The organism is Pelomonas cellulosilytica, assembly GCF_021353265.1.
Lineage (GTDB): Bacteria > Pseudomonadota > Gammaproteobacteria > Burkholderiales > Burkholderiaceae_C > Pelomonas > Pelomonas cellulosilytica.
Genome location: NZ_JAJTWU010000002.1, coordinates 559,023 through 577,797, shown reverse-complemented (window position 1 = coordinate 577,797; position 18,775 = coordinate 559,023). Strand labels below are relative to the sequence as shown.

Below are 18,775 nucleotides of genomic sequence, written 5' to 3'. Positions count from 1 at the left end.
ACCTAGTAATGTTTGGCTATTGTTCAGAGGGAGAAGCCCGTGGACCTTGCCGACCTGAAGCCCGGCCGTCTGGAGCCCGCCGACTACGCGCGGAACTTCGCGGACGCCCACCCACCGCTGACGCGGGCCCAGGCGCTGATCGAGGCCGAGCGCTGCTATGGCTGCTTCGCGGCCCCGTGCCAGACGGCCTGCCCGACCAGCATCGACATCCCCAGCTTCATCCAGCGCATCGCCCAGGACAACCTGCGCGGCGCTGCCGAGGCCATCCTGACAGCCAACCCGCTGGGCGGCCTGTGCGCGCGTGTCTGCCCGACCGAGGTGTTGTGCGAGCAGGCCTGCGTGCGCAACACGCACGAGGACAAGGCGGTGGCCATCGGTCAGCTGCAGCGTCATGCCGTCGACGACCATCTCGACCGGCCCGGCCGGCCGTTGTTCCGGCGCGGCATGCCGACCGGACGTCGCATCGCCGTCGTCGGCGCCGGCCCGGCCGGGCTGGCCGCGGCGCACGGGCTGGCCTGGCGCGGGCATGACGTGGTGCTGTACGACGCCGCGCCCAAGCTCGGCGGCCTCAACGAATACGGCCTGGCCACCTACAAGGTCGCCGGAGGCTTTGCGCAGCGCGAGATCGACTGGTTGCTGAGCATCGGCGGCATCACGCCGCGGCTGAACTGCCGGCTGGGGCAGGACATCACCCTGGACGGCCTGCTGACGGAGTTCGACGCCGTCTTCCTGGGTCTCGGCTTGCAAGGCGTGAATGCGCTGGGCATCGCCGAGCCCGAGCTGCCGGGGCATTCCTCATCAGTGAGAGATGCGGTGGACTTCATCGCGGAGCTGCGCCAGAGCGACCCGGCGCAGGTGACCGTGGGCCGACGCGTCGTCGTCATCGGCGGCGGCATGACGGCGGTGGACGCCGCCGTGCAGAGCAAGCTGCTGGGCGCGGACGTCGTGACGATGGCCTACCGCCGGGGGCCCGAGTCGCTGTCGGCATCGCTCCACGAGCAACACTGGGCCCAGACGCACGGCGTGAGCATCCGCTGCTGGGCCCGGCCCGTGGCCATCACCGCGGCAGGCGTGCAGATGGCGGCCACGCGGCTGCAGGATGGCCGGCTCGTCGACACGGGCGAGACCTACTTCCTTGAAGCGGACATGGTGCTGCGGGCCATCGGCCAGACCTTCGACGAGGCACCCGCGGGCGGCCTGGAACTCGTCGGCGGTCGCATCCGCACGGACGACGATGGCCGCACCAGCCGGCCGAGAGTCTGGGCCGGGGGCGACTGTCGAGCTGGCGGGCGCGACCTGACCGTGGAAGCCGTGGAGCACGGCAAGCGCGCCGCCGCCAGCATCGACCGCGAGCTGGGCCTGATGGCCATCCGCCACCCCGACACGGAGGCCGCCCATGGCTGACCTGAGCACCAATTTCCTCGGCATCCAAAGCCCCAACCCATTCTGGCTGGCCTCTGCGCCGCCCACCGACAAAGAGGTCAACGTGCGCCGCGCGTTCGAGGCCGGCTGGGGCGGCGTCGTCTGGAAGACGCTGGGCGAGGACCCACCGGTCGTCAACGTCAACGGGCCGCGCTACGGCGCGCTGTGGGGGCCGGACCGCCGCGTCATCGGCTTCAACAACATCGAACTCATCACCGACCGGCCGCTGCAGGTCAACCTCGACGAGATCGCCCGCGTGAAGCGCGACTTCCCTGACCGCGCTGTGGTCGTCTCGCTGATGGTGCCGGTCAACGAGCTGGCCTGGCGCAACATGCTGACCCGCGTGGAAGACACCGGCGCCGACGGCGTGGAGTTGAACTTCGGCTGCCCGCACGGCATGAGCGAGCGCGGCATGGGCTCGGCCGTGGGCCAGGTCCCGGAGTACATCCAGCAGGTCACCGAGTGGTGCAAGACGCACACGCGGCTGCCCGTCATCGTCAAGCTGACACCCAACATCACCGACGTGCGCTTTCCGGCCCGCGCCGCCAGGGCCGGCGGCGCCGACGGCATCAGCCTCATCAACACCATCAACTCCGTCATAGGCGTGGACCTGGACCGGATGACGATGAGCCCTGCCACCGACGGCTGGGGCTCGCACGGCGGCTACTGCGGCCCGGCGGTGAAGCCCATCGCACTGAACATGGTGGCCGAGATCGCTCGCGATCCCGACACGGCCGGCGTGCCGCTGTCGGGCATCGGCGGCATCACCACCTGGCGCGACGCGGCCGAGTTCATCGCCATGGGCTGCGGCACGGTGCAGGTGTGCACCGCGGCAATGGTCTACGGCTTCAAGATCGTGCAGGACCTGTGCTCGGGGCTGGGCAACTTCATGGACGACAAGGGCTACCGCACGCTGGACGACTTCCGCGGCCGCGCGGTGCCGACGGTGAAGAACTGGAACCAGCTCAATCTGAACCATGTCGAAAAGGCGGTGATCCACCAGGACACCTGCATCCAGTGCGGGCGCTGCCACGTGGTCTGCGAAGACACGTCGCACCAGGCCATCTGGGCAACGAAGGACGGCAAGCGGCATTTCGAGGTCAACGATGCCGAATGCGTCGGCTGCAACTTGTGCGTGTCGATCTGCCCCGTCCCTGGCACCATCACGATGCGTGCGCTGCAGCCGGGCGAAACGGATGCACGCACCGGCCGCGTTGTCGACGGCTCGTACGCGAACTGGACGACACACCCCAACAACCCCATGCGCAGCGGCTGCGCATGAAGGAGACATTCCCATGAGCCACTACGAAGTGGGCCACTGGATCGCCGGCGCGATCCACCGCGGCAGCGGCGAGCGCCGCCAGGACATCTACAACCCCGCCACCGGCCAGGTGCAAGGCCAGCTGCTGCTGGGCAGCGCCGCCGATCTGGACGCCGCGGTCACCTCTGCCACACAGGCCGTGAAGGCCTGGAGCCAGACGCCGCCGCTGGCCCGCGCCCGCGTGCTGTTCAAGTTCCTGGCTCTGCTGCAGGAGCGCCGCGAGCTGCTGGCCGAGGCCATCGTGCGTGAGCACGGCAAGACGCTGCCCGACGCGGTGGGCGAGGTCGCGCGCGGGATCGAGGTCGTCGAGTTCGCCACCGCGATGCCGCAGTTGTTGAAGGGCGAGTACACCGAGCAGATCGCCCGCGGCATGGACGCCTGGAACCTGCGCCAGCCGCTGGGCGTGGTGGCCGGCATCACGCCGTTCAACTTCCCCGCCATGGTGCCGATGTGGATGTACCCAATTGCTCTCGGCTGCGGCAACGCCTTCATCCTCAAGCCCAGCGAGCGCGACCCGAGCGCCAGCCTGCTGATGGCGCGCTGGCTGCAGGAAGCCGGACTGCCGGACGGCCTGTTCAGCGTCGTGCAGGGTGACAAGGATCTCGTCGACGCCATCCTGGCCCATCCCGGCATCGCAGCGGTCAGCTTCGTTGGCAGCACGCCGGTGGCCGAGCACATCTACCAGGTGGGCACAGCGCACGGCAAGCGTGTGCAGGCGCTGGGCGGCGCGAAGAACCACATGGTCGTCATGCCCGACGCTGACCTCGACGGCGCCGTGGACGCGCTGATGGGCGCGGCCTATGGCTCGGCCGGCGAGCGCTGCATGGCGATCTCAGTCGCCGTGGCGGTGGGCGATGTGGGTGACAAGCTGGTGGCCGCGCTGGCGCCCAAGGTCAAGGCGCTGAAGATCGGCGAAGGCCATCAAGAAGGCGCCGAGATGGGCCCGCTGATCACGCGCGCATCGCAGCAGCGCGTGGAGCGGCTGATCGGCGAAGGCATCGAAGCCGGCGCGCAGGCCGTTGTCGACGGCCGCGGCCTGCGTGTGCCGGGGCATGAGGACGGCTTCTTCGTCGGCGGCACCATCCTCGACGGCGTGTCCGCCGGGATGAGCTGTTATCAAGAAGAGATCTTCGGCCCGGTGCTGTGCATCGTCCGCGTGCCTGACCTGGCCGCCGCGCTGTCCCTCATCGAAGCCAACGAGTACGCCAACGGCGTGGCCATCTTCACGCGCGACGGCCACGTGGCGCGCGAGTTCGTGCACCACATCCAGGTCGGCATGGTGGGCGTCAACGTGCCGCTGCCGGTGCCCATGGCCTTCAACAGCTTCGGCGGCTGGAAGCGCAGCCTGTTCGGCGACCACCATGCCTACGGGCCGGAAGCGGTGCGGTTCTACACCCGGCACAAGGCCGTGATGCAAAGGTGGCCCGACTCCACGCCAAAAGGTCCGCAATTTGCTTTTCCTCAGAACACCTGACACCCACTGAGGAAGCCCCATGACCAACACCTCGCTGAGCAACCCGGACCTGATCCCCACGACAGCCGCTCAGCGAACGTGGCGGTGGTGGCACTTCGCAGCGCTGTGGGTGGGCATGGTCATGTGCATCCCGGCGTACACACTGGCGGCCAGCCTCATCGAGTCGGGCATGAGCTGGAGCCAGGCGGTGGGTACCGTGTTCCTCGGCAACCTCATCGTGCTGGTGCCCATGCTGCTGATCGGCCACGCCGGCGCCAAGTACGGCATTCCGTATGCGGTGCTCGCGCGGGCCTCGTTCGGCACGCAGGGCGCCAAGCTGCCGGCGCTGCTGCGAGCGCTCGTTGCTTGCGGCTGGTATGGCATCCAGACGTGGTTCGGCGGCCAGATGATCTACACGCTGGCCGGCGTGCTGCTGGGCCACCCGCTCGGCGGCGACCCGCTGCCGGGCCTGGGCATCAGCGCGGCGCAGTTCGGCTGCTTCCTGCTGTTCTGGGCGCTGCAGTTCTGGTTCGTCGTGCATGGCATCGACGCCATCCGCAAGCTGGAGACCTACACCGCGCCGATCAAGATCGTCATCTGCTTCGTGCTGCTGTGGTGGGCGTGGGACAAGGCCGGCGGCTTCGGCCCCATCCTGGACCAGCCCTCGGCCTTCACCGACGGCGGCAAGAAGGCCGGCCAGTTCTCGTCGGTCTTCTGGCCGTCGCTGACCGCGATGGTCGGCTTCTGGGCGACGCTGGCGCTGAACATCCCTGACTTCACGCGCTTTGCGAGGAGCCAGCGCGACCAGCTCGTCGGCCAGGCGCTCGGCCTGCCCGGCCCGATGGGGCTGCTGGCGGCGCTGGCCGTGTTCGTCACGTCCGCCACTGTCGTGATCTACGGCAAGGCACTGTGGGACCCGGTGGACCTCGCCAGCCGCATGACGGGCGCTGCCGTGCTGATCGCGCTGATCGTGCTGTTGATTGACACCGTCAGCGTCAACCTCGCTGCCAACCTCGTCGGTCCGGCCTACGACTTCTCCGCACTGGCGCCGAGCCGCATCAGCTACAAGGCGGGCGGCATGCTCACCTGCGGCATCGCCATCGTCATGATGCCGTGGAAGATCCTGGCCTCCACGCAGGGCTACATCTTCACGTGGCTCATTGGCTACTCGGCGCTGCTGGGGCCGGTGGCGGGCATCCTCATCGTCGACTACTACCTGCTGCGCAAGACCGAGCTGGCGGTGGACGAGCTCTACCGCGAGGGCGGCCGCTACAGCTACAGCAGTGGCTGGAACGCGGCCGCCCTGATCGCCTTCGCCGTGGGCGTCGCGCCCAACGTGCCGGGCTTTCTGAACGCGGCATTCCCGGCAGCCTTCCCCGACATCGCCCCGGCCTTCAAGGCCATCTACACCTACGCCTGGTTCGCCGGCCTCGCCCTGGCTGCCGTCGTCTACGGCCTGCTGATGGCCGGCAAGGCGCAAGCCCATCCCCTGCCCAGGACTGCTTTATGACCCCTCTGCTCATTCGCGGCGCTATCGTCGTAAACGCTGACGCCGAAAGCCGCACCGACGTCCTCTGCGTCGACGGCCACATCGCCGCCCTCGGCGAGCGCGCGGTGCGCGAGGCCCCGGCCGGCACGACGACGCTGGACGGCACCGGCCAGTACCTGCTGCCCGGCGGCATCGACCCGCACACGCACATGCAGCTGCCGTTCATGGGAACGGTCACGCAGGACGACTTCTTCACGGGCACCGCCGCTGCGCTGGCCGGCGGCACGACGAGCATCATCGACTTCGTCATCCCCAACCCGCAGCAGCCGCTGATGGACGCCTACCGCACCTGGCGCGGCTGGGCCGAGAAGAGCGCGGCGGACTATGCCTTCCATGTCGCCGTGACGTGGTGGGGCAAGACCGTCAGCGACGACATGGGGACCCTCGTTCGAGACGAAGGCGTGAACAGCTTCAAGCACTTCATGGCCTACAAGAACGCCATCATGTGCGACGACGAGACGCTGGTGAACAGCTTCAAGCGTGCGCTCGAACTGGGCGCCATGCCGACTGTGCACGCCGAGAACGGCGAGCTGGTCTACCTGCTGCAGGCCGAGGTCGCCAAGATGGGCATCACCGGCCCCGAGGGCCACCCGATGTCGCGTCCGCCGATGGTCGAGGGCGAAGCCGCCAACCGCGCCATTGCGATTGCCGACGTGCTGGGGGTGCCGATCTATATCGTGCACGTCAGCTGCATCGAAAGCGCCGAGGCCATCGCCCGTGCACGCGCCCGCGGCCAGCGGGTCTACGGCGAGGTGCTGGCGGGGCATCTACTCGTCGACGACAGCGTCTACCGAGACCCGGATTTCGCGAAGGCCGCAGCCTACGTCATGAGCCCGCCCTTCCGCCCGAAGATCCACCAGGAGTTCCTGTGGCGCGGCCTGCAGAGCGGCCAGCTGCACACGACGGCCACCGACCACTGCACCTTCTGCGCGAGCCAGAAGGCCGCAGGCATCGACAACTTCGCCAAGATCCCCAATGGCTGCGGCGGCGTCGAGGAGCGCATGGCCGTGCTGTGGGACGCCGGCGTCAACTCCGGGCGCCTGACGCCCAGCGAGTTCGTCGCCATCACGTCCGCCAACGCGGCCAAGCTGTTCAACATCTACCCGCGCAAGGGCGTCATCGCCGAAGGTGCGGACGCCGACCTTGTGCTGTGGGATCCGGCCGGCATCAAGACGCTGAGCGCCAAGACGCAGTTCTCGAAGAACGACTTCAACATCTTCGAGGGCCGCACAGTGCGCGGCATCCCGAGCCACACGATCGCGCAAGGCCACGTCGTGTTCGCCCGCGGTGAGCTGCGCGCCGAGCCCGGCACCGGCCGCTACCTCAAGCGCCCGCCGTTCGGCTCGCAGTTCGACGCCGCCGCCAAGCGTGCCGCTGACCTGCAGCCCACCGCTGTCGCGCGCTGAAAGGATTGATCATGGACATGCCCACCACCCAGCCCGACATCACCAAGCTCCGCATCAACGGCCAGCGCCTGTGGGACTCGCTGATGGAGCTGGCGCAGATCGGCGCCACCGACAAGGGCGGCGTCTGCCGCCTGACGCTGACCGACCTCGACAAGCAGGGCCGCGACCTCGTCACGCGCTGGGCGCGCGAGGCCGGCATGACGGTCACCATCGACCAGATCGGCAATGGCTTCATGCGCCGCGCCGGCCGCAACAACAGACTGCCGCCCATCATGACCGGCAGCCACATCGACACCCAGCCCACCGGCGGCAAGTTCGATGGCAACTACGGCGTGCTGGCCGGCATCGAAGTCGTCCGCACGCTGAACGACCACGGCATCGAGACCGAGGCGCCCATAGAAGTCGCGTTCTGGACCAACGAGGAAGGCTCGCGCTTCGTGCCCGTCATGATGGGCTCAGGCGTGTTTGCCAAGGCCTTCACGCTGGAACACGCCTATGCAGCCACCGATACCGAGGGCAAGACGGTCAAGGACGAGCTGGAACGCATCGGCTACATAGGCAGCCAGGTGCCCGGCGACCACGCGATAGGCGCCTACTTCGAGACCCACATCGAGCAGGGACCGGTGCTGGAAGACCACGACAAGACCATCGGCGTCGTCACCGGTGTTTTGGGCATCCGCTGGTACGACTGCGTCGTCACCGGCATGGAGGCCCACGCCGGCCCCACGCCGATGGCGCTGCGCAAGGACGCGCTGCAAGTCGCGACGAAGCTGATGCAGGAGGTTGTCGCCTGCGCCCATCGCCACCCACCGCATGGCCGCGGCACGGTGGGCATGGTGCAGGTGCACCCCAACAGCCGCAACGTCATCCCCGGCCGCGTGAAGTTCAGCATCGACCTGCGCAACGCGACCGATGCCCTGTGCGAGGCGATGGACTCCGACATCCGCGCCGTCGCCTCGAAGCTGAGCGCGGAGAGCGGCCTGCCCATCGAGATCACGCCCGTCAGCGCCTACCCTGCGCAACCGTTCCACGCCGACTGCATCGCCGCCGTGCAGAAAGCCGCCGACGCGCTGGGCTACCCCAACATGCCGGCCGTGTCAGGCGCCGGCCACGACGCCGTCTACATGGCCCGCCTGGCCCCGGCCGGCATGATCTTCATCCCCTGCAAGGACGGCATCAGCCACAACGAGATCGAGGACGCCAAGCCCGAGCACATCGAGGCAGGGTGCAATGTGCTGCTGCAGGCGATGCTGAGCGCAGCCGGCTGACCCGAGGCGCCCCGGGGCACCTGGACTGCGGTGCCTCACGCCACCGCGCTACGCACCGCCTCGCGCACGAGGCCATCGAGCTTGCCGGTGATCTGCGTCATCTCGCCGGAGACGACCGCAAACTCGCGGCCCGACGTGCCGGCCCGCGCGGCAACCACCTGAGCGTTGAACGACACGATGCGGGCATGCTTGGCGATCTGTTCGATATCGCCCATGACGGCGGTGAGCTGCTTCTTCGTGGATGCCGCGTGCTGGCGCGCCAGGTCTTCGTAGAGCTGGGTCAGACGGTTCAACGTGACCAGCAACGGTGTCGTGCTGTCCACCAGTTGCTCGAGCAGCGTCTCCACGTGGCGTCCGTCGTGAGCAATGGCGTCGAGCGTGCGCTCGGCCAGCTCGATGAAGGCGGTGATGCGCTCGTCGGCGCGATCGGCACCGAAGTAGGCGGGCGTCAGTTCGTCGCCGAGAGCATCAGGTGACAACTCGCCGTCGAGCAACGCGCTGTGGGCCTCACGGAACGTGGCGAGCGCGTCCCGTGACGTCACCAAGGCACCGTCACGCCCCTGCGAGGCCAGCACGGCATACAGCACGACGCGCTGCGATGTGAAGCGCCTGCGGCCCGACAGGTTGATTGCCTTGCCGAACAGTTCACCCGCCGTCTGCCGGTGGGCGGGCGCGCTTCGCCTTGGTGCATCGTGGAGGACACGCGAAAGATGCGGCATGGAGACTCCGTGAGCTTCGTCACGACTGGCGCCGGCCCGACGCGGGACGGCCCATCGTGCACCAGCATGTCTGCACGGAGCGTGCCAGCGGCTGTGAGCCGCTACTTTGCGCCGCGTGATGCGGCCCCCGCCAGCCGGTCACTGCGGCGTCGCGAGCTCCATCGTCCAGTACGTCCCGTAGGTGTTGCCCGCCCCGCCCTTCACGCAGGCTACGCCGATCTCGCGGAATGTGGAGTTCATGATGTTGGCGCAATGGCCCGGGCTGTTCATCCAGCTGGTCATCACAGTCGACGCGCTGGCCTGCCCGGCTGCGATGTTCTCGCCATAGGCCCGCCAGCTGTAGCCCGCCGCCGTGATGCGCTGGCCCGCGGTGCTGCCGTTGCTGCCCGTGTGGCTGAAGAAGTTCCCGCTCTGCATGTCGTCGCTGTGCTGCAGCGCGGCCTGCGTCAGGTTGGCCTGCCAGCGAAGCGCCGACGCCGGCGCGAAGTTGCCCTCGCTGCCACAGCTGGCACCGGCGGCTCGGTAGCGGTTGACAAGTTCTAACAACTCCGCCTGGAAGTTGGACAGCTGGCAGGTCGCGCGGGTGCCTGCGTCCACGGTGGTGGGCGAAGACGCGGGCGCCGAGGCCGCCGGCGGCGGCGCGGGCGCGGTGACAGGTGGGGTCGTAGTCACGGGCGCCGGCGCCGGGGACGGGGCCCCCCCGTCTCCGCCCCCGCCACCGCAGGCGCCGAGCAACAGCGCCAGGCCGGCGCTGCCCCATGAGAGTCGTGAAGCGTTCATCTCCCGCACTGTGCGGGACATAGGCGGCGCCGGCGTATCGGAATGTCAGCCCGAGCGCGTCGAATGCGGGGGGGCAATGTGCTGCTCCGAGCCATGCTGGCGAACGTGGCTCAAGCGGGGAACATACTGTCTGACTTGGTGGCGTCCCTGGACGCCGGCATATCAAACCCTCTAGTGCCTTCGGCTGCACAACAGCCTGGCAACCACCAGTCTGACAAAGATCAGCCCTCCAGCTGACTCAAGTCCCGCACAGCCCCCTTGTCCGCCGACGTCGCCAACAGCGCATAGGCCTTCAACGCTGCCGACACCTTGCGCGGGCGCGCCTCGGCGGGCTTCCAGCCCTTGGCGTCCTGCTCGGCGCGGCGCTTGGCCAGCTCTGCGTCGCTGACCAGCACATCAATCGTGCGGTTCGGGATGTCGATGCGAATGCGGTCACCGTTGCGCACGAGGCCGATAGCGCCGCCGGCTGCCGCCTCGGGCGAACAGTGGCCGATGGACAGGCCCGAGGTCCCACCCGAGAAGCGGCCGTCGGTCAGCAGCGCGCAGGCCTTGCCCAGGCCCTTGGACTTGATGTAGCTGGTCGGGTAGAGCATTTCCTGCATGCCTGGGCCGCCCTTTGGGCCTTCGTAGCGCACCACCACGACATCGCCGGCCTTGACCTTGTCGTCCAGGATGTTGGCAACGGCTTCGTCCTGGCTCTCGACGACGTGCGCCGGGCCTTCGAAGACCAGCAGGCTGTCGTCCACGCCCGCCGTCTTCACGACGCAGCCGTCCAGCGCGATGTTGCCGCGCAGCACGGCCAGGCCGCCTTCCTTGCTGAAGGCATGCTCGACCGAGCGGATGCAGCCTTCGGCACGGTCCAGGTCCAGGCTGGGCCAGCGGGTGTTCTGGCTGAAGGCCGTCTGCGTCGGGATGCCGGCGGGGCCGGCCATGTAGAAGGTCTTGACCGCATCACTGGGGTTGCGGGCGATGTCCCACTGGTCCAGCGCGTCCTTCATCGTCTTGGCGTGCACGGTGGGGGCATCGGTGTGCAGCTTGCCGGCGCGGTCCAGCTCGCCGAGGATGGCCATGATGCCGCCGGCGCGGTGCACATCCTCGATGTGGTACTTGTTGGTGTTGGGCGCCACCTTGCACAGCTGCGGCACATCGCGCGACAGGCGGTCGATGTCCGTCATGTCGAAGGCGATGCCGGCCTCCTGCGCTGCGGCCAGGATGTGCAGGATGGTGTTGGTGGAGCCGCCCATCGCGATGTCCAGCGTCATCGCGTTTTCGAAGGCCTTCTTGCCGATGGCGCGCGGCAGCACGCTCTCGTCATTGCCTTCGTAGTAGCGCTTGCACAGCTCGACGGCCGTGCGGCCGGCCTGCTTGAACAGCTCTTCGCGGTCCGCGTGCGTTGCCACCACCGTGCCGTTACCTGGCAGCGAGAGGCCCAGCGCCTCGGTCAGGCAGTTCATCGAGTTGGCCGTGAACATGCCCGAGCAGCTGCCGCAGGTGGGGCAAGCCGAGCGCTCGACCTCGGCGAGGTCGGCGTCGCTGACCTTGCTGTCGGCGGCCATGACCATCGCGTCGATGAGGTCCAGCTTCTTGATCTCGATCTTGGCCGTGCCGGGGACCGCCAGGCGCACCTTGCCGGCTTCCATCGGGCCACCGGAGACGAACACGACGGGGATGTTGAGCCGCATCGCGGCCATCAGCATGCCGGGGGTGATCTTGTCGCAGTTGGAGATGCACACCAGCGCATCGGCGCAGTGGGCGTTGACCATGTACTCGACAGAATCCGCAATGATGTCGCGGCTGGGCAGCGAATACAGCATACCGTCGTGGCCCATCGCGATGCCGTCGTCCACGGCGATGGTGTTGAACTCCTTGGCCACGCCGCCCACGCGCTCGATCTCGCGAGCCACCAGCTGGCCCAGGTCCTTCAGGTGCACGTGGCCGGGCACGAACTGGGTGAAGGAGTTGGCGATGGCGATGATGGGCTTGGAGAAGTCGTCGTCCTTCATGCCGGTGGCGCGCCACAGCGAACGGGCACCCGCCATGTTGCGGCCGGCGGTGGAGATCTTGGAGCGGTAGTTGGGCATGGCAGGGCCTGCAATGGGAGCGGATCGGGAAGGAGCGCGATTTTCCGGCACCGCGGCGTCGCCGTCTCGCCGTCAGGGGCTTGCGGCGGGGTTCCGAAAGCTTGGTTGCGCCATGCCGAACGCTCAAGGGGTGGGTCGCCCCGTCGATGACTGCCGGCTCAGAGCTTCTGTTCGGCCAGCAGCGCGGCGGCGGCGCCCACGGGCACGGCGTAGGTGATGCCGGTGGGCGAGCTCAGCGCGGCCTCGCGCGTGCCCTTGACCACGCCGCCCTGCAGCACGCCGATGACCTCGCCGGTCTCCAGGTCGAACACCGGGCCGCCGCTGTTGCCGGGGTAGGCGATCGCGTCCAGCTGCAGCACCTCGAAGGCGCCGTCGCGCAACTGGCGCACGGCACGCGGGTTCAGCCCGGCAGAGTCCGACGCCGGCACCGCGACCGCCGAGCGCGCCGACACGATGCCGCGGTGCGTCGTGTGCACATAGCCCAGCGAATTGCCGAGCGGGAAGCCCATCAGCGCGATGGCAGTGCCCTCGGGTGCCTCGCGAGTGGCCAGCTTCAGCGGCGTCAGCGGCGGCCCGTCGATCTCCAGCAAGGCGAGGTCGTTACGCCGGTCCTTCTGCACCAGGCGCGCGCTGCGCAGCTGCCATGCCAGTTCTGGCGTCCACACCTGCACGGCGATGCTCTGGTCCACGCGGCCGGGCGCCTCGCTCGGCACGACATGGGCGCTGGTCAGCACGTGCAGGCCGTCGGCCACCGCGAAGCCTGTCGCCCGGAAGCCGAACCGCGGGTTGTCGAGCAGGCCGTAGCTGCCAACGACGACGACAGAGCGCTTGGCCCGCGCGATGAGCGCCGGCAACGGCTCGGCGTGCGCTCCCCGGGCCAGCCCGCCTAGGGCGGCGGCGGCCAGCAGGTGGCGGCGTGTCAACGGGAGCGGCGGGGTGAGCATGGCGGTCGTCTCACAGGACTGCTGGACCGGAGAGCCTACTGCATGCGCACACGCTCTGCCCCATCAACCGCGCCAGGCCGAGGCCAGCCGACGCGCCGCCTCGGCCAGCGTGTCCTCGCGCTTGGCGAAGCAGAAGCGCACGTGCCGCCGCTCCTGCGGCCGCTGGTAGAACACCGACAGCGGAATGGCGGCAACACCGGCCTCGGTGGTCAACCAGCGGGCGAAGTCCAGCTCGGGCAGGTCGGAGACAGCGCTGTAGTCCACCGTCTGGAAATAGGTGCCCTCGCAGGGCAGCAGCGTCAGCGGTGTCTGCGCCAGCGCCGCACGGAAGGCGTCGCGCCTGGCCTGGTAGAAGCCGCTCAAGCCCTGCCACGGCGCGGGGTCGGCCAGGTAGGTCGCCAGCGCCTGCTGCGTGGGCGTGTGGACCGAGAACACCGTGTACTGGTGCAGGCGGCGGAAGGCGGCCGACAGCGCCGACGGCGCGGCGACGAAGCCGACCTTCCAGCCCGTCACGTGGAAGGTCTTGCCGAAGCTGCCGACCAGGAAGCTGCGCTCGCGCAGGCCGGCATGGCGGGCCACGCTCTCGTGCAGCTGGCCGTCGTAGACCATGTGCTCGTAGACCTCGTCGCTGATGACGAACAGGTCGTGCTGCTCCGCCAGCCGCTCCAACTCGCGCAGGTCGTCGCCCGTCGCGACGCGGCCGCTCGGGTTGTGCGGCGTGTTCAGCACCAGCGCCCGCGTGCGCGGCGTGATGGCGGCGCGCACCGCCGCCCAGTCGATGCGGTAATCCACCGTCATCGGCACGCCCACCGGCACGGCGCCTGCCAGGCGAATGGCCGGGTCGTAGCTGTCGTAGGCCGGCTCGATGATGACGACCTCGTCGCCCGCGCCGACGCAGGCGTGCAGCGCGGTGAGCAACCCTTGCGTGCCGCCGGCGGTGATCGTGATGTCGCGGTCGGCGTCGTAGGCCGAGCCGTAGAGGCCATTGAGCCTGGCTGCCACCGCCTGCCGCAGCACGGGCAGGCCGGTCATCGGCGCGTACTGGTTGTAGCCGAAAGCCATCGCGTCCGTCACGGCCTGCAGCAGCGCCGGGTCGGGCGAGAAATCCGGGAAGCCCTGGCCCAGGTTGACGGCGCCATGCTCTGCGGCCAGCGCCGACATGACGGTGAAGATCGTGGTGCCGGTGTGCGGCAGCTTAGCGGGCAGCGTAGGCATGGCCGGATTCTGCCGGCCTGCCCCCACGTCTGCCTCAATGCACCGCGTCGATCGGGTCGTAGCGCTGGCCACGCAGCAGGGCCAGCGGCGAACGCCAGTAGAGGTCGACGTTGTGCAATGGGTCGGTCAGGATCTTGACGACCCAGGCCAGCCCCCAGCTCGGGCCGCGCAGCACGGCCAGCTGCACACCGCGCAACACCAGGCCCGAGGCACCCAGCATCAGCCAGGCCAGGCCCACGTCATGCGCCCAGCCGGCCACACCCTGCGCGGGCTCGATGAGGCCGAACAGGCTGGGGCTCAGTACCAGCAGCACCGGCAACGCCAGCCACACGCCGATCAGCACCGCCTTGCGACGCATGTTGTAGCCGGCCTTGATGGCTTCCTTGTGCGCGTCGGTCGCCTGGTTGACGTGGTCGTAGCCACGCGGCTCGAAGAAGATGTGACCGCTCTGGCGCGTGACCATGCCGACACACCAGCCGACCCAGGCCGCGGCCGCCGGATCGATGAACAGCAAGCCGTAGGCGGCCAGAAAGCTCAGCGCGCTGACGAGGTGCAGCGTCTGGTTGATGCGGCACTGGTGGTAGTAACGGTGGTCGTCCCAGCGCAGGGTACGGACTTGGTTCCAGAAGGTGGTCATGGGTCAAACGCTCCTCGGTCACGCCAAACGCGTGACGAAAGCGTGACCGGCGCGAATGACGGTGCGGTGACGCGGACGGCAGCGCAGCCACGGGCCTTGATCCAGCGCAAGACCCCGGCGCGCCGGGGCCGGCGGTCATGAGGCCGTCATGCCGCCCTCAGGGCGCTTCGGGCCCGGCGCTGTACTGGTCGAACGCTGCCATCGCGTAGCCGGCATACATCAGCGACGGCCCGCCGCCCATGTAGACGCACATGCCGAGCATCTCCTCGAGCTCCGCCCGCGTGCAGCCGAGCTTGACCAGCGATTCCGCATGGAACCCCAGGCAGGGATCGCAGCGCGCCGCGACGGACAACGCCATGGCGATCAGTTCCTTGGTCTTCTTGTCGAGCACGCCCTCACGCGTGGCGCCCTGGGCCAGCGCGCCGAAGCCGCGCATGACCTCGGGCACGCCGGTTCGAAGGCGGGTCAGCTGGGCCGACACGTCGGCGGTGATGTCGCGGTAGTTCTTGCTCATGCGGAATTTCTGCTGTTTCGCGGCTTCAATGCTGCGCCCGCATAAGCAACACCGCCTTGACCCAGCACAACCTCAGGCCCGCATCGCGTCGAGGCCCGGCAGCATCATGAGGATGATTCCCGTGGACGAGGCTTCCAGGTCCACGGCCATGCTTCAGAGAAACCGCTCCAGCAGCCGCTTCGACGGCCTGTCCAGCGCCCAGCGGTCGGGCACTTCCAACTGCACGCCGTGCGTCGACGTGATCAGCAGCCGGCCGCCTTCGAGCCGGCGGATGTCCTCCTCGCTCTTCAGCACGAAGTCCACCTCGCCCTTATCGGTGTCGATGCGCCAGGTGCTGGGCGTCGCGAAGGTGTTCACCGCGATGAGCCGCTTCAGCGTCGGATGGAACTCGCGCGCCGCGAGTTCGGCCTCCAGCACGCGGCGCGGACCGTCGGGCAGGTCGGACAGGCGCTCCACCCAGGCCAGCTCATGGCCATGCACGCCGACGAGGGACACGCCCTCGTCCGGCGCCGAGATCGGGTGGGCGCGAACGGGCGTCACGCCCCCATGCGTCGCGCCGTCCAGGTCGGTCAGCACGAGCTTGCCGTGGGCGTCCACGCTCAGGTCACGGAAAGGCAGGGTCGACATATCAATCCTCCACGGCCAGCGCCGTCAGGTCCAGCTCGACCGCGGCGTTCTTGGGCAGTTGCAGCACGCCCACGGTCGTGCGCGTGTGCCCGCCGGCCTGGCCCATGACCCGCCACAGCAGGTCGGACGCGCCGTCGGCCACCTCGCTGAGCTGCGTGAAGCCGGCGTCGCAATGCACGAACACATTCATGCGCAGCACGGCCTGCAGCCGGTCCAGGCTCCCCAGCTCCAGGCGCAGCAGCGTCAGCGCACGAAGCATGCAGATGGCCGCGGCGCGCCTGGCACGGTCCAGGCCCACCTCGGCACCGACGACGCCGGACACGGCGACATGGTCTTCGATCCGCGGGATCTGGCCGCTCAGGTAGAGCGTGCGGCCGTCGCGCATCAGCGGCGTGTAGCTGCCGCCGATCTGCAGCGGCGCGTCCCGGTTGAAGCCATGCTCCGCGCAGGCGGCGGCCAGTTCGCGGTCACGTTCGGATTCGGTCATGTCGGTCCTCCGGCGTCCGGTTGTTCACACATCCGCCACGGTGGCGTGGGCATTGGGGTTGGGGGTCACGACCATCAGGCCGCCGTCGTCGGCGGCCTCGGCGTCCACGCGCCGGGCCTGTGCCTCCCACAGCCGCCAGTAGTGGCCCTGCTTCTCGATCAGCTCGTCATGCGGCCCCAGCTCAACGATCTCGCCGCGGTCCATGACGACGAGGCGGTCGGCCTTGCGCAGCGTGGACAGGCGGTGGGCGATGGCGATCGTGGTGCGGCCCTTCACGAGGTTGTCCAGCGCGCGCTGGATTTCCTTCTCGGTCTCAGTGTCCACAGCGCTGGTGGCTTCGTCGAGGATGAGGATGGCCGGGTCGATCAGCAGCGCGCGGGCGATGGAAATGCGCTGGCGCTCGCCACCCGACAGGCCCTGGCCGCGTTCGCCGACGAGGCTGTCGTAGCCGTGCGGCAGGCGCAGGATGAACTCATGCGCATGGGCGGCGCGCGCGGCGGCAACGATCTCGGCCCGCGTCGCACCGGGTTTGCCGTAGGCAATGTTCTCGGCGATGGTGCCGAAGAACAGGAACGGCTCCTGCAGCACGAGGCCGATGTGACGACGGTAGTCGCTGACCTTGACGCGGCGCAGGTCCACGCCGTCGACCCTGATGGCGCCCTCTGTCACGTCATAGAAGCGGCAGATCAGGTTCACCAGCGTGCTCTTGCCCGAGCCACTGTGGCCCACCAGGCCCACCATCTCGCCGGGGCGGATGTCGAGGTTCAGCGAGCGGATGACGGAGCGCGAGCCGTAGCGGAAGTTGACGCCCTGCATCGAGATCGCGCCAGTGACGTTGTCGAACGGCTGCGGGTTGACGGGATCGGGCACGTTGGAGACGTGGTCCAGGATGTCGAAGATGCGCTTGGCGCCCGCGGCGGCCTTCTGCGTGACGGACACGATGCGGCTCATTGAGTCCAGCCGCGCATAGAAGCGGCCGATGTAGGCCAGGAACGCCGTCAGCACACCGACCGTGATGCTCTTGTGCGCAATGAGCCAGATGCCGATTCCCCACACGACGAGCAGGCCCATCTCGGTCAGCAGCGAGACGGTGGGCGTGAACAGGCTCCAGGTCTTGTTGAGCCGGTCGTTGACGTGCAGGTTGTTGGCGTTGGCCTCCTTGAAGCGCTTCGCCTCGCGCGACTCCTGCGCGAACGCCTTGACGACGCGGATGCCGGGGATGGTGTCGGCCAGCACGTTGGTGATCTCGCCCCAGACGCGGTCGATCTTCTCGAAGCCGGTGCGCAGCCGGTCGCGCACGAGGTGGATGAGCCATGCGATGAAGGGCAGCGGCACCAGCGTCGCCAGCGCCAGGCCCGGGTGGATGCTGAACAGGATGACCGAGGTCATGCCCAGCATCAGCACATCGGTGATGAAGTCCAGCGCGTGCAGGCTCAGGAACACGCTGATGCGGTCGGTCTCGGAGCCGATGCGCGACATCAGGTCTCCGGTGCGCTTGTTGCCGAAGTACTCCAACGACAGGCCCAGCAGGTGCTCGAAGGTGGCAGTGCGCAGGTCCGCCGCGATGCGTTCGGACACGAGGGACAACAGATAGGTCTTGGCCCAGCCCAGCCCCCACGACACCAGCGCCGCGCCGAGCAGCCCGGCCAGCAGCATCGACACCAGGCCCGGGTCGATGGACTGCCCGTTCTGGAACGGAATCAGCACCCGGTCCATCAGCGGCATCGTCAGGTAGGGCGACACCAGCGTCGCGCCGGTGGCGCCCAGCATCAGCGCGAAGCCCAGCAGCAACTGGCCCTGATAGGGCCTGGCGAAGCGCCACAGCCGCAGCAGCACCCAAGTGCTGGGTGGCGCGCTGCTTTCGCCGAAATCGAAGTCCTCGCCCTCGTCCTCGTCCTCGCGCACCGATTGGCCGGCCAGGCGCTGCAATTCACGCTCGAACGCATCGACCAGCTTGACTGCGGCGGGGTTGCCCGCCAGCGTGAAGCGCCAGCGCGCCAGGCGCCGCTCGGCGTCGGACAGCTCCAGAAAAGCCAGGCCGCCATGGTCGCTGAGCTTGAGCGACTGGCCGGGTGACAAGACGTAATCGCTCCACGTGCCGCTGGCGGGCTCATAGGCCAGCAGGTGTGCATTCGTCAACGCAATGAGGCCCTGGGCGAAGTGCCCGTGGGCGTCCAGGTCAACCTCCAGCGTCGCCACGACGTTCTCGCCAGCCAGGAGCCGCCCTTGCAGCGCGGCCATTTGCGGATGAGGCGTTGAAACGGGAAGTGGCTCTTGCATGTTGTTGTTGGCGATGACGGTCCCGGCCGATTCTCCGCCATGAGTTCAGCGCACAATTCCACGCGCCTGCCG

The 18,775-nt window shown here is 68.5% G+C and carries 16 protein-coding genes; 6 read left to right on the top strand and 10 right to left on the bottom strand.

Going from position 1 to position 18,775, the window contains the following annotated elements:
- The first annotated feature begins 39 nt into the window (after nt 1–39).
- Genes LXT13_RS06535 through LXT13_RS06510 form a run of 6 tightly spaced genes read left to right on the top strand, consistent with a single transcriptional unit; the run spans nt 40 to nt 8,419 of the window.
- A complete protein-coding gene (locus LXT13_RS06535) occupies nt 40–1,404 on the top strand; it encodes an NAD(P)-dependent oxidoreductase (RefSeq protein WP_233370959.1) in 1,365 nt (454 codons plus the stop codon).
- A complete protein-coding gene (preA, locus tag LXT13_RS06530) occupies nt 1,397–2,704 on the top strand; it encodes an NAD-dependent dihydropyrimidine dehydrogenase subunit PreA (protein WP_233370957.1) in 1,308 nt (435 codons plus the stop codon). The genes LXT13_RS06535 and preA overlap by 8 nt, the downstream gene beginning before the upstream one ends.
- 13 nt (nt 2,705–2,717) lie before the next feature.
- Nucleotides 2,718–4,217: a CoA-acylating methylmalonate-semialdehyde dehydrogenase gene (locus LXT13_RS06525; protein WP_233370956.1), complete on the top strand. Its 1,500-nt coding sequence runs from the start codon at nt 2,718–2,720 to the stop codon at nt 4,215–4,217.
- Between the two features lie 19 nt (nt 4,218–4,236).
- On the top strand, nt 4,237–5,706 hold the full coding sequence (locus tag LXT13_RS06520) for an NCS1 family nucleobase:cation symporter-1 (RefSeq protein WP_233370954.1): 1,470 nt from the start codon (nt 4,237–4,239) through the stop codon (nt 5,704–5,706).
- The gene (gene hydA / locus LXT13_RS06515; RefSeq protein ID WP_233370952.1) at nt 5,703–7,151 is read left to right on the top strand and encodes a dihydropyrimidinase; all 1,449 of its coding nucleotides are present in this window, start codon (nt 5,703–5,705) and stop codon (nt 7,149–7,151) included. The genes LXT13_RS06520 and hydA overlap by 4 nt, the downstream gene beginning before the upstream one ends.
- An 11-nt stretch (nt 7,152–7,162) precedes the next feature.
- Nucleotides 7,163–8,419: a Zn-dependent hydrolase gene (locus tag LXT13_RS06510; RefSeq protein WP_233370951.1), complete on the top strand. Its 1,257-nt coding sequence runs from the start codon at nt 7,163–7,165 to the stop codon at nt 8,417–8,419.
- Between the two features lie 35 nt (nt 8,420–8,454).
- Here LXT13_RS06510 and LXT13_RS06505 read toward each other — a convergent pair whose 3' ends face one another.
- The 10 genes from LXT13_RS06505 to LXT13_RS06460 all read right to left on the bottom strand — a co-directional run bounded on the left by LXT13_RS06505 (nt 8,455) and on the right by LXT13_RS06460 (nt 18,664).
- Nucleotides 8,455–9,138 (bottom strand): methyl-accepting chemotaxis protein, encoded by a 684-nt coding sequence (locus LXT13_RS06505; RefSeq protein WP_233370949.1) that lies wholly within the window; start codon nt 9,136–9,138, stop codon nt 8,455–8,457.
- Between the two features lie 138 nt (nt 9,139–9,276).
- Nucleotides 9,277–9,735 carry a CAP domain-containing protein gene (locus LXT13_RS06500; RefSeq protein WP_233370948.1) on the bottom strand — a complete coding sequence of 153 codons (459 nt, stop codon included), beginning with the start codon at nt 9,733–9,735 and terminating at the stop codon, nt 9,277–9,279.
- A gap of 404 nt (nt 9,736–10,139) precedes the next feature.
- Nucleotides 10,140–11,999: a dihydroxy-acid dehydratase gene (gene ilvD / locus LXT13_RS06495; RefSeq protein ID WP_233370946.1), complete on the bottom strand. Its 1,860-nt coding sequence runs from the start codon at nt 11,997–11,999 to the stop codon at nt 10,140–10,142.
- A 158-nt stretch (nt 12,000–12,157) separates the two neighbouring features.
- Entirely contained in the window at nt 12,158–12,943 is a 786-nt protein-coding gene (locus tag LXT13_RS06490) for a S1C family serine protease (RefSeq protein ID WP_233370944.1), read from the bottom strand.
- Nucleotides 12,944–13,006: 63 nt separating this feature from the next.
- On the bottom strand, nt 13,007–14,185 hold the full coding sequence (locus tag LXT13_RS06485) for a methionine aminotransferase (RefSeq protein WP_419964650.1): 1,179 nt from the start codon (nt 14,183–14,185) through the stop codon (nt 13,007–13,009).
- Nucleotides 14,186–14,192: 7 nt separating this feature from the next.
- Complete coding sequence (locus LXT13_RS06480) at nt 14,193–14,795, bottom strand: hypothetical protein (protein WP_233370940.1); 603 nt, start codon at nt 14,793–14,795, stop codon at nt 14,193–14,195.
- Nucleotides 14,796–14,952: 157 nt separating this feature from the next.
- Nucleotides 14,953–15,309, bottom strand: coding sequence for a carboxymuconolactone decarboxylase family protein (locus LXT13_RS06475; RefSeq protein WP_233370939.1), 357 nt, complete (start codon nt 15,307–15,309; stop codon nt 14,953–14,955).
- Between the two features lie 153 nt (nt 15,310–15,462).
- Nucleotides 15,463–15,936 (bottom strand): cyanophycin metabolism-associated DUF1854 family protein, encoded by a 474-nt coding sequence (locus LXT13_RS06470; protein ID WP_233370938.1) that lies wholly within the window; start codon nt 15,934–15,936, stop codon nt 15,463–15,465.
- Between the two features lies 1 nt (nt 15,937).
- Nucleotides 15,938–16,423 (bottom strand): RidA family protein, encoded by a 486-nt coding sequence (locus LXT13_RS06465; RefSeq protein ID WP_233370936.1) that lies wholly within the window; start codon nt 16,421–16,423, stop codon nt 15,938–15,940.
- Nucleotides 16,424–16,447: 24 nt separating this feature from the next.
- Entirely contained in the window at nt 16,448–18,664 is a 2,217-nt protein-coding gene (locus LXT13_RS06460; RefSeq protein WP_233370934.1) for a cyanophycin metabolism-associated ABC transporter, read from the bottom strand.
- Nucleotides 18,665–18,775 lie beyond the last annotated feature (111 nt).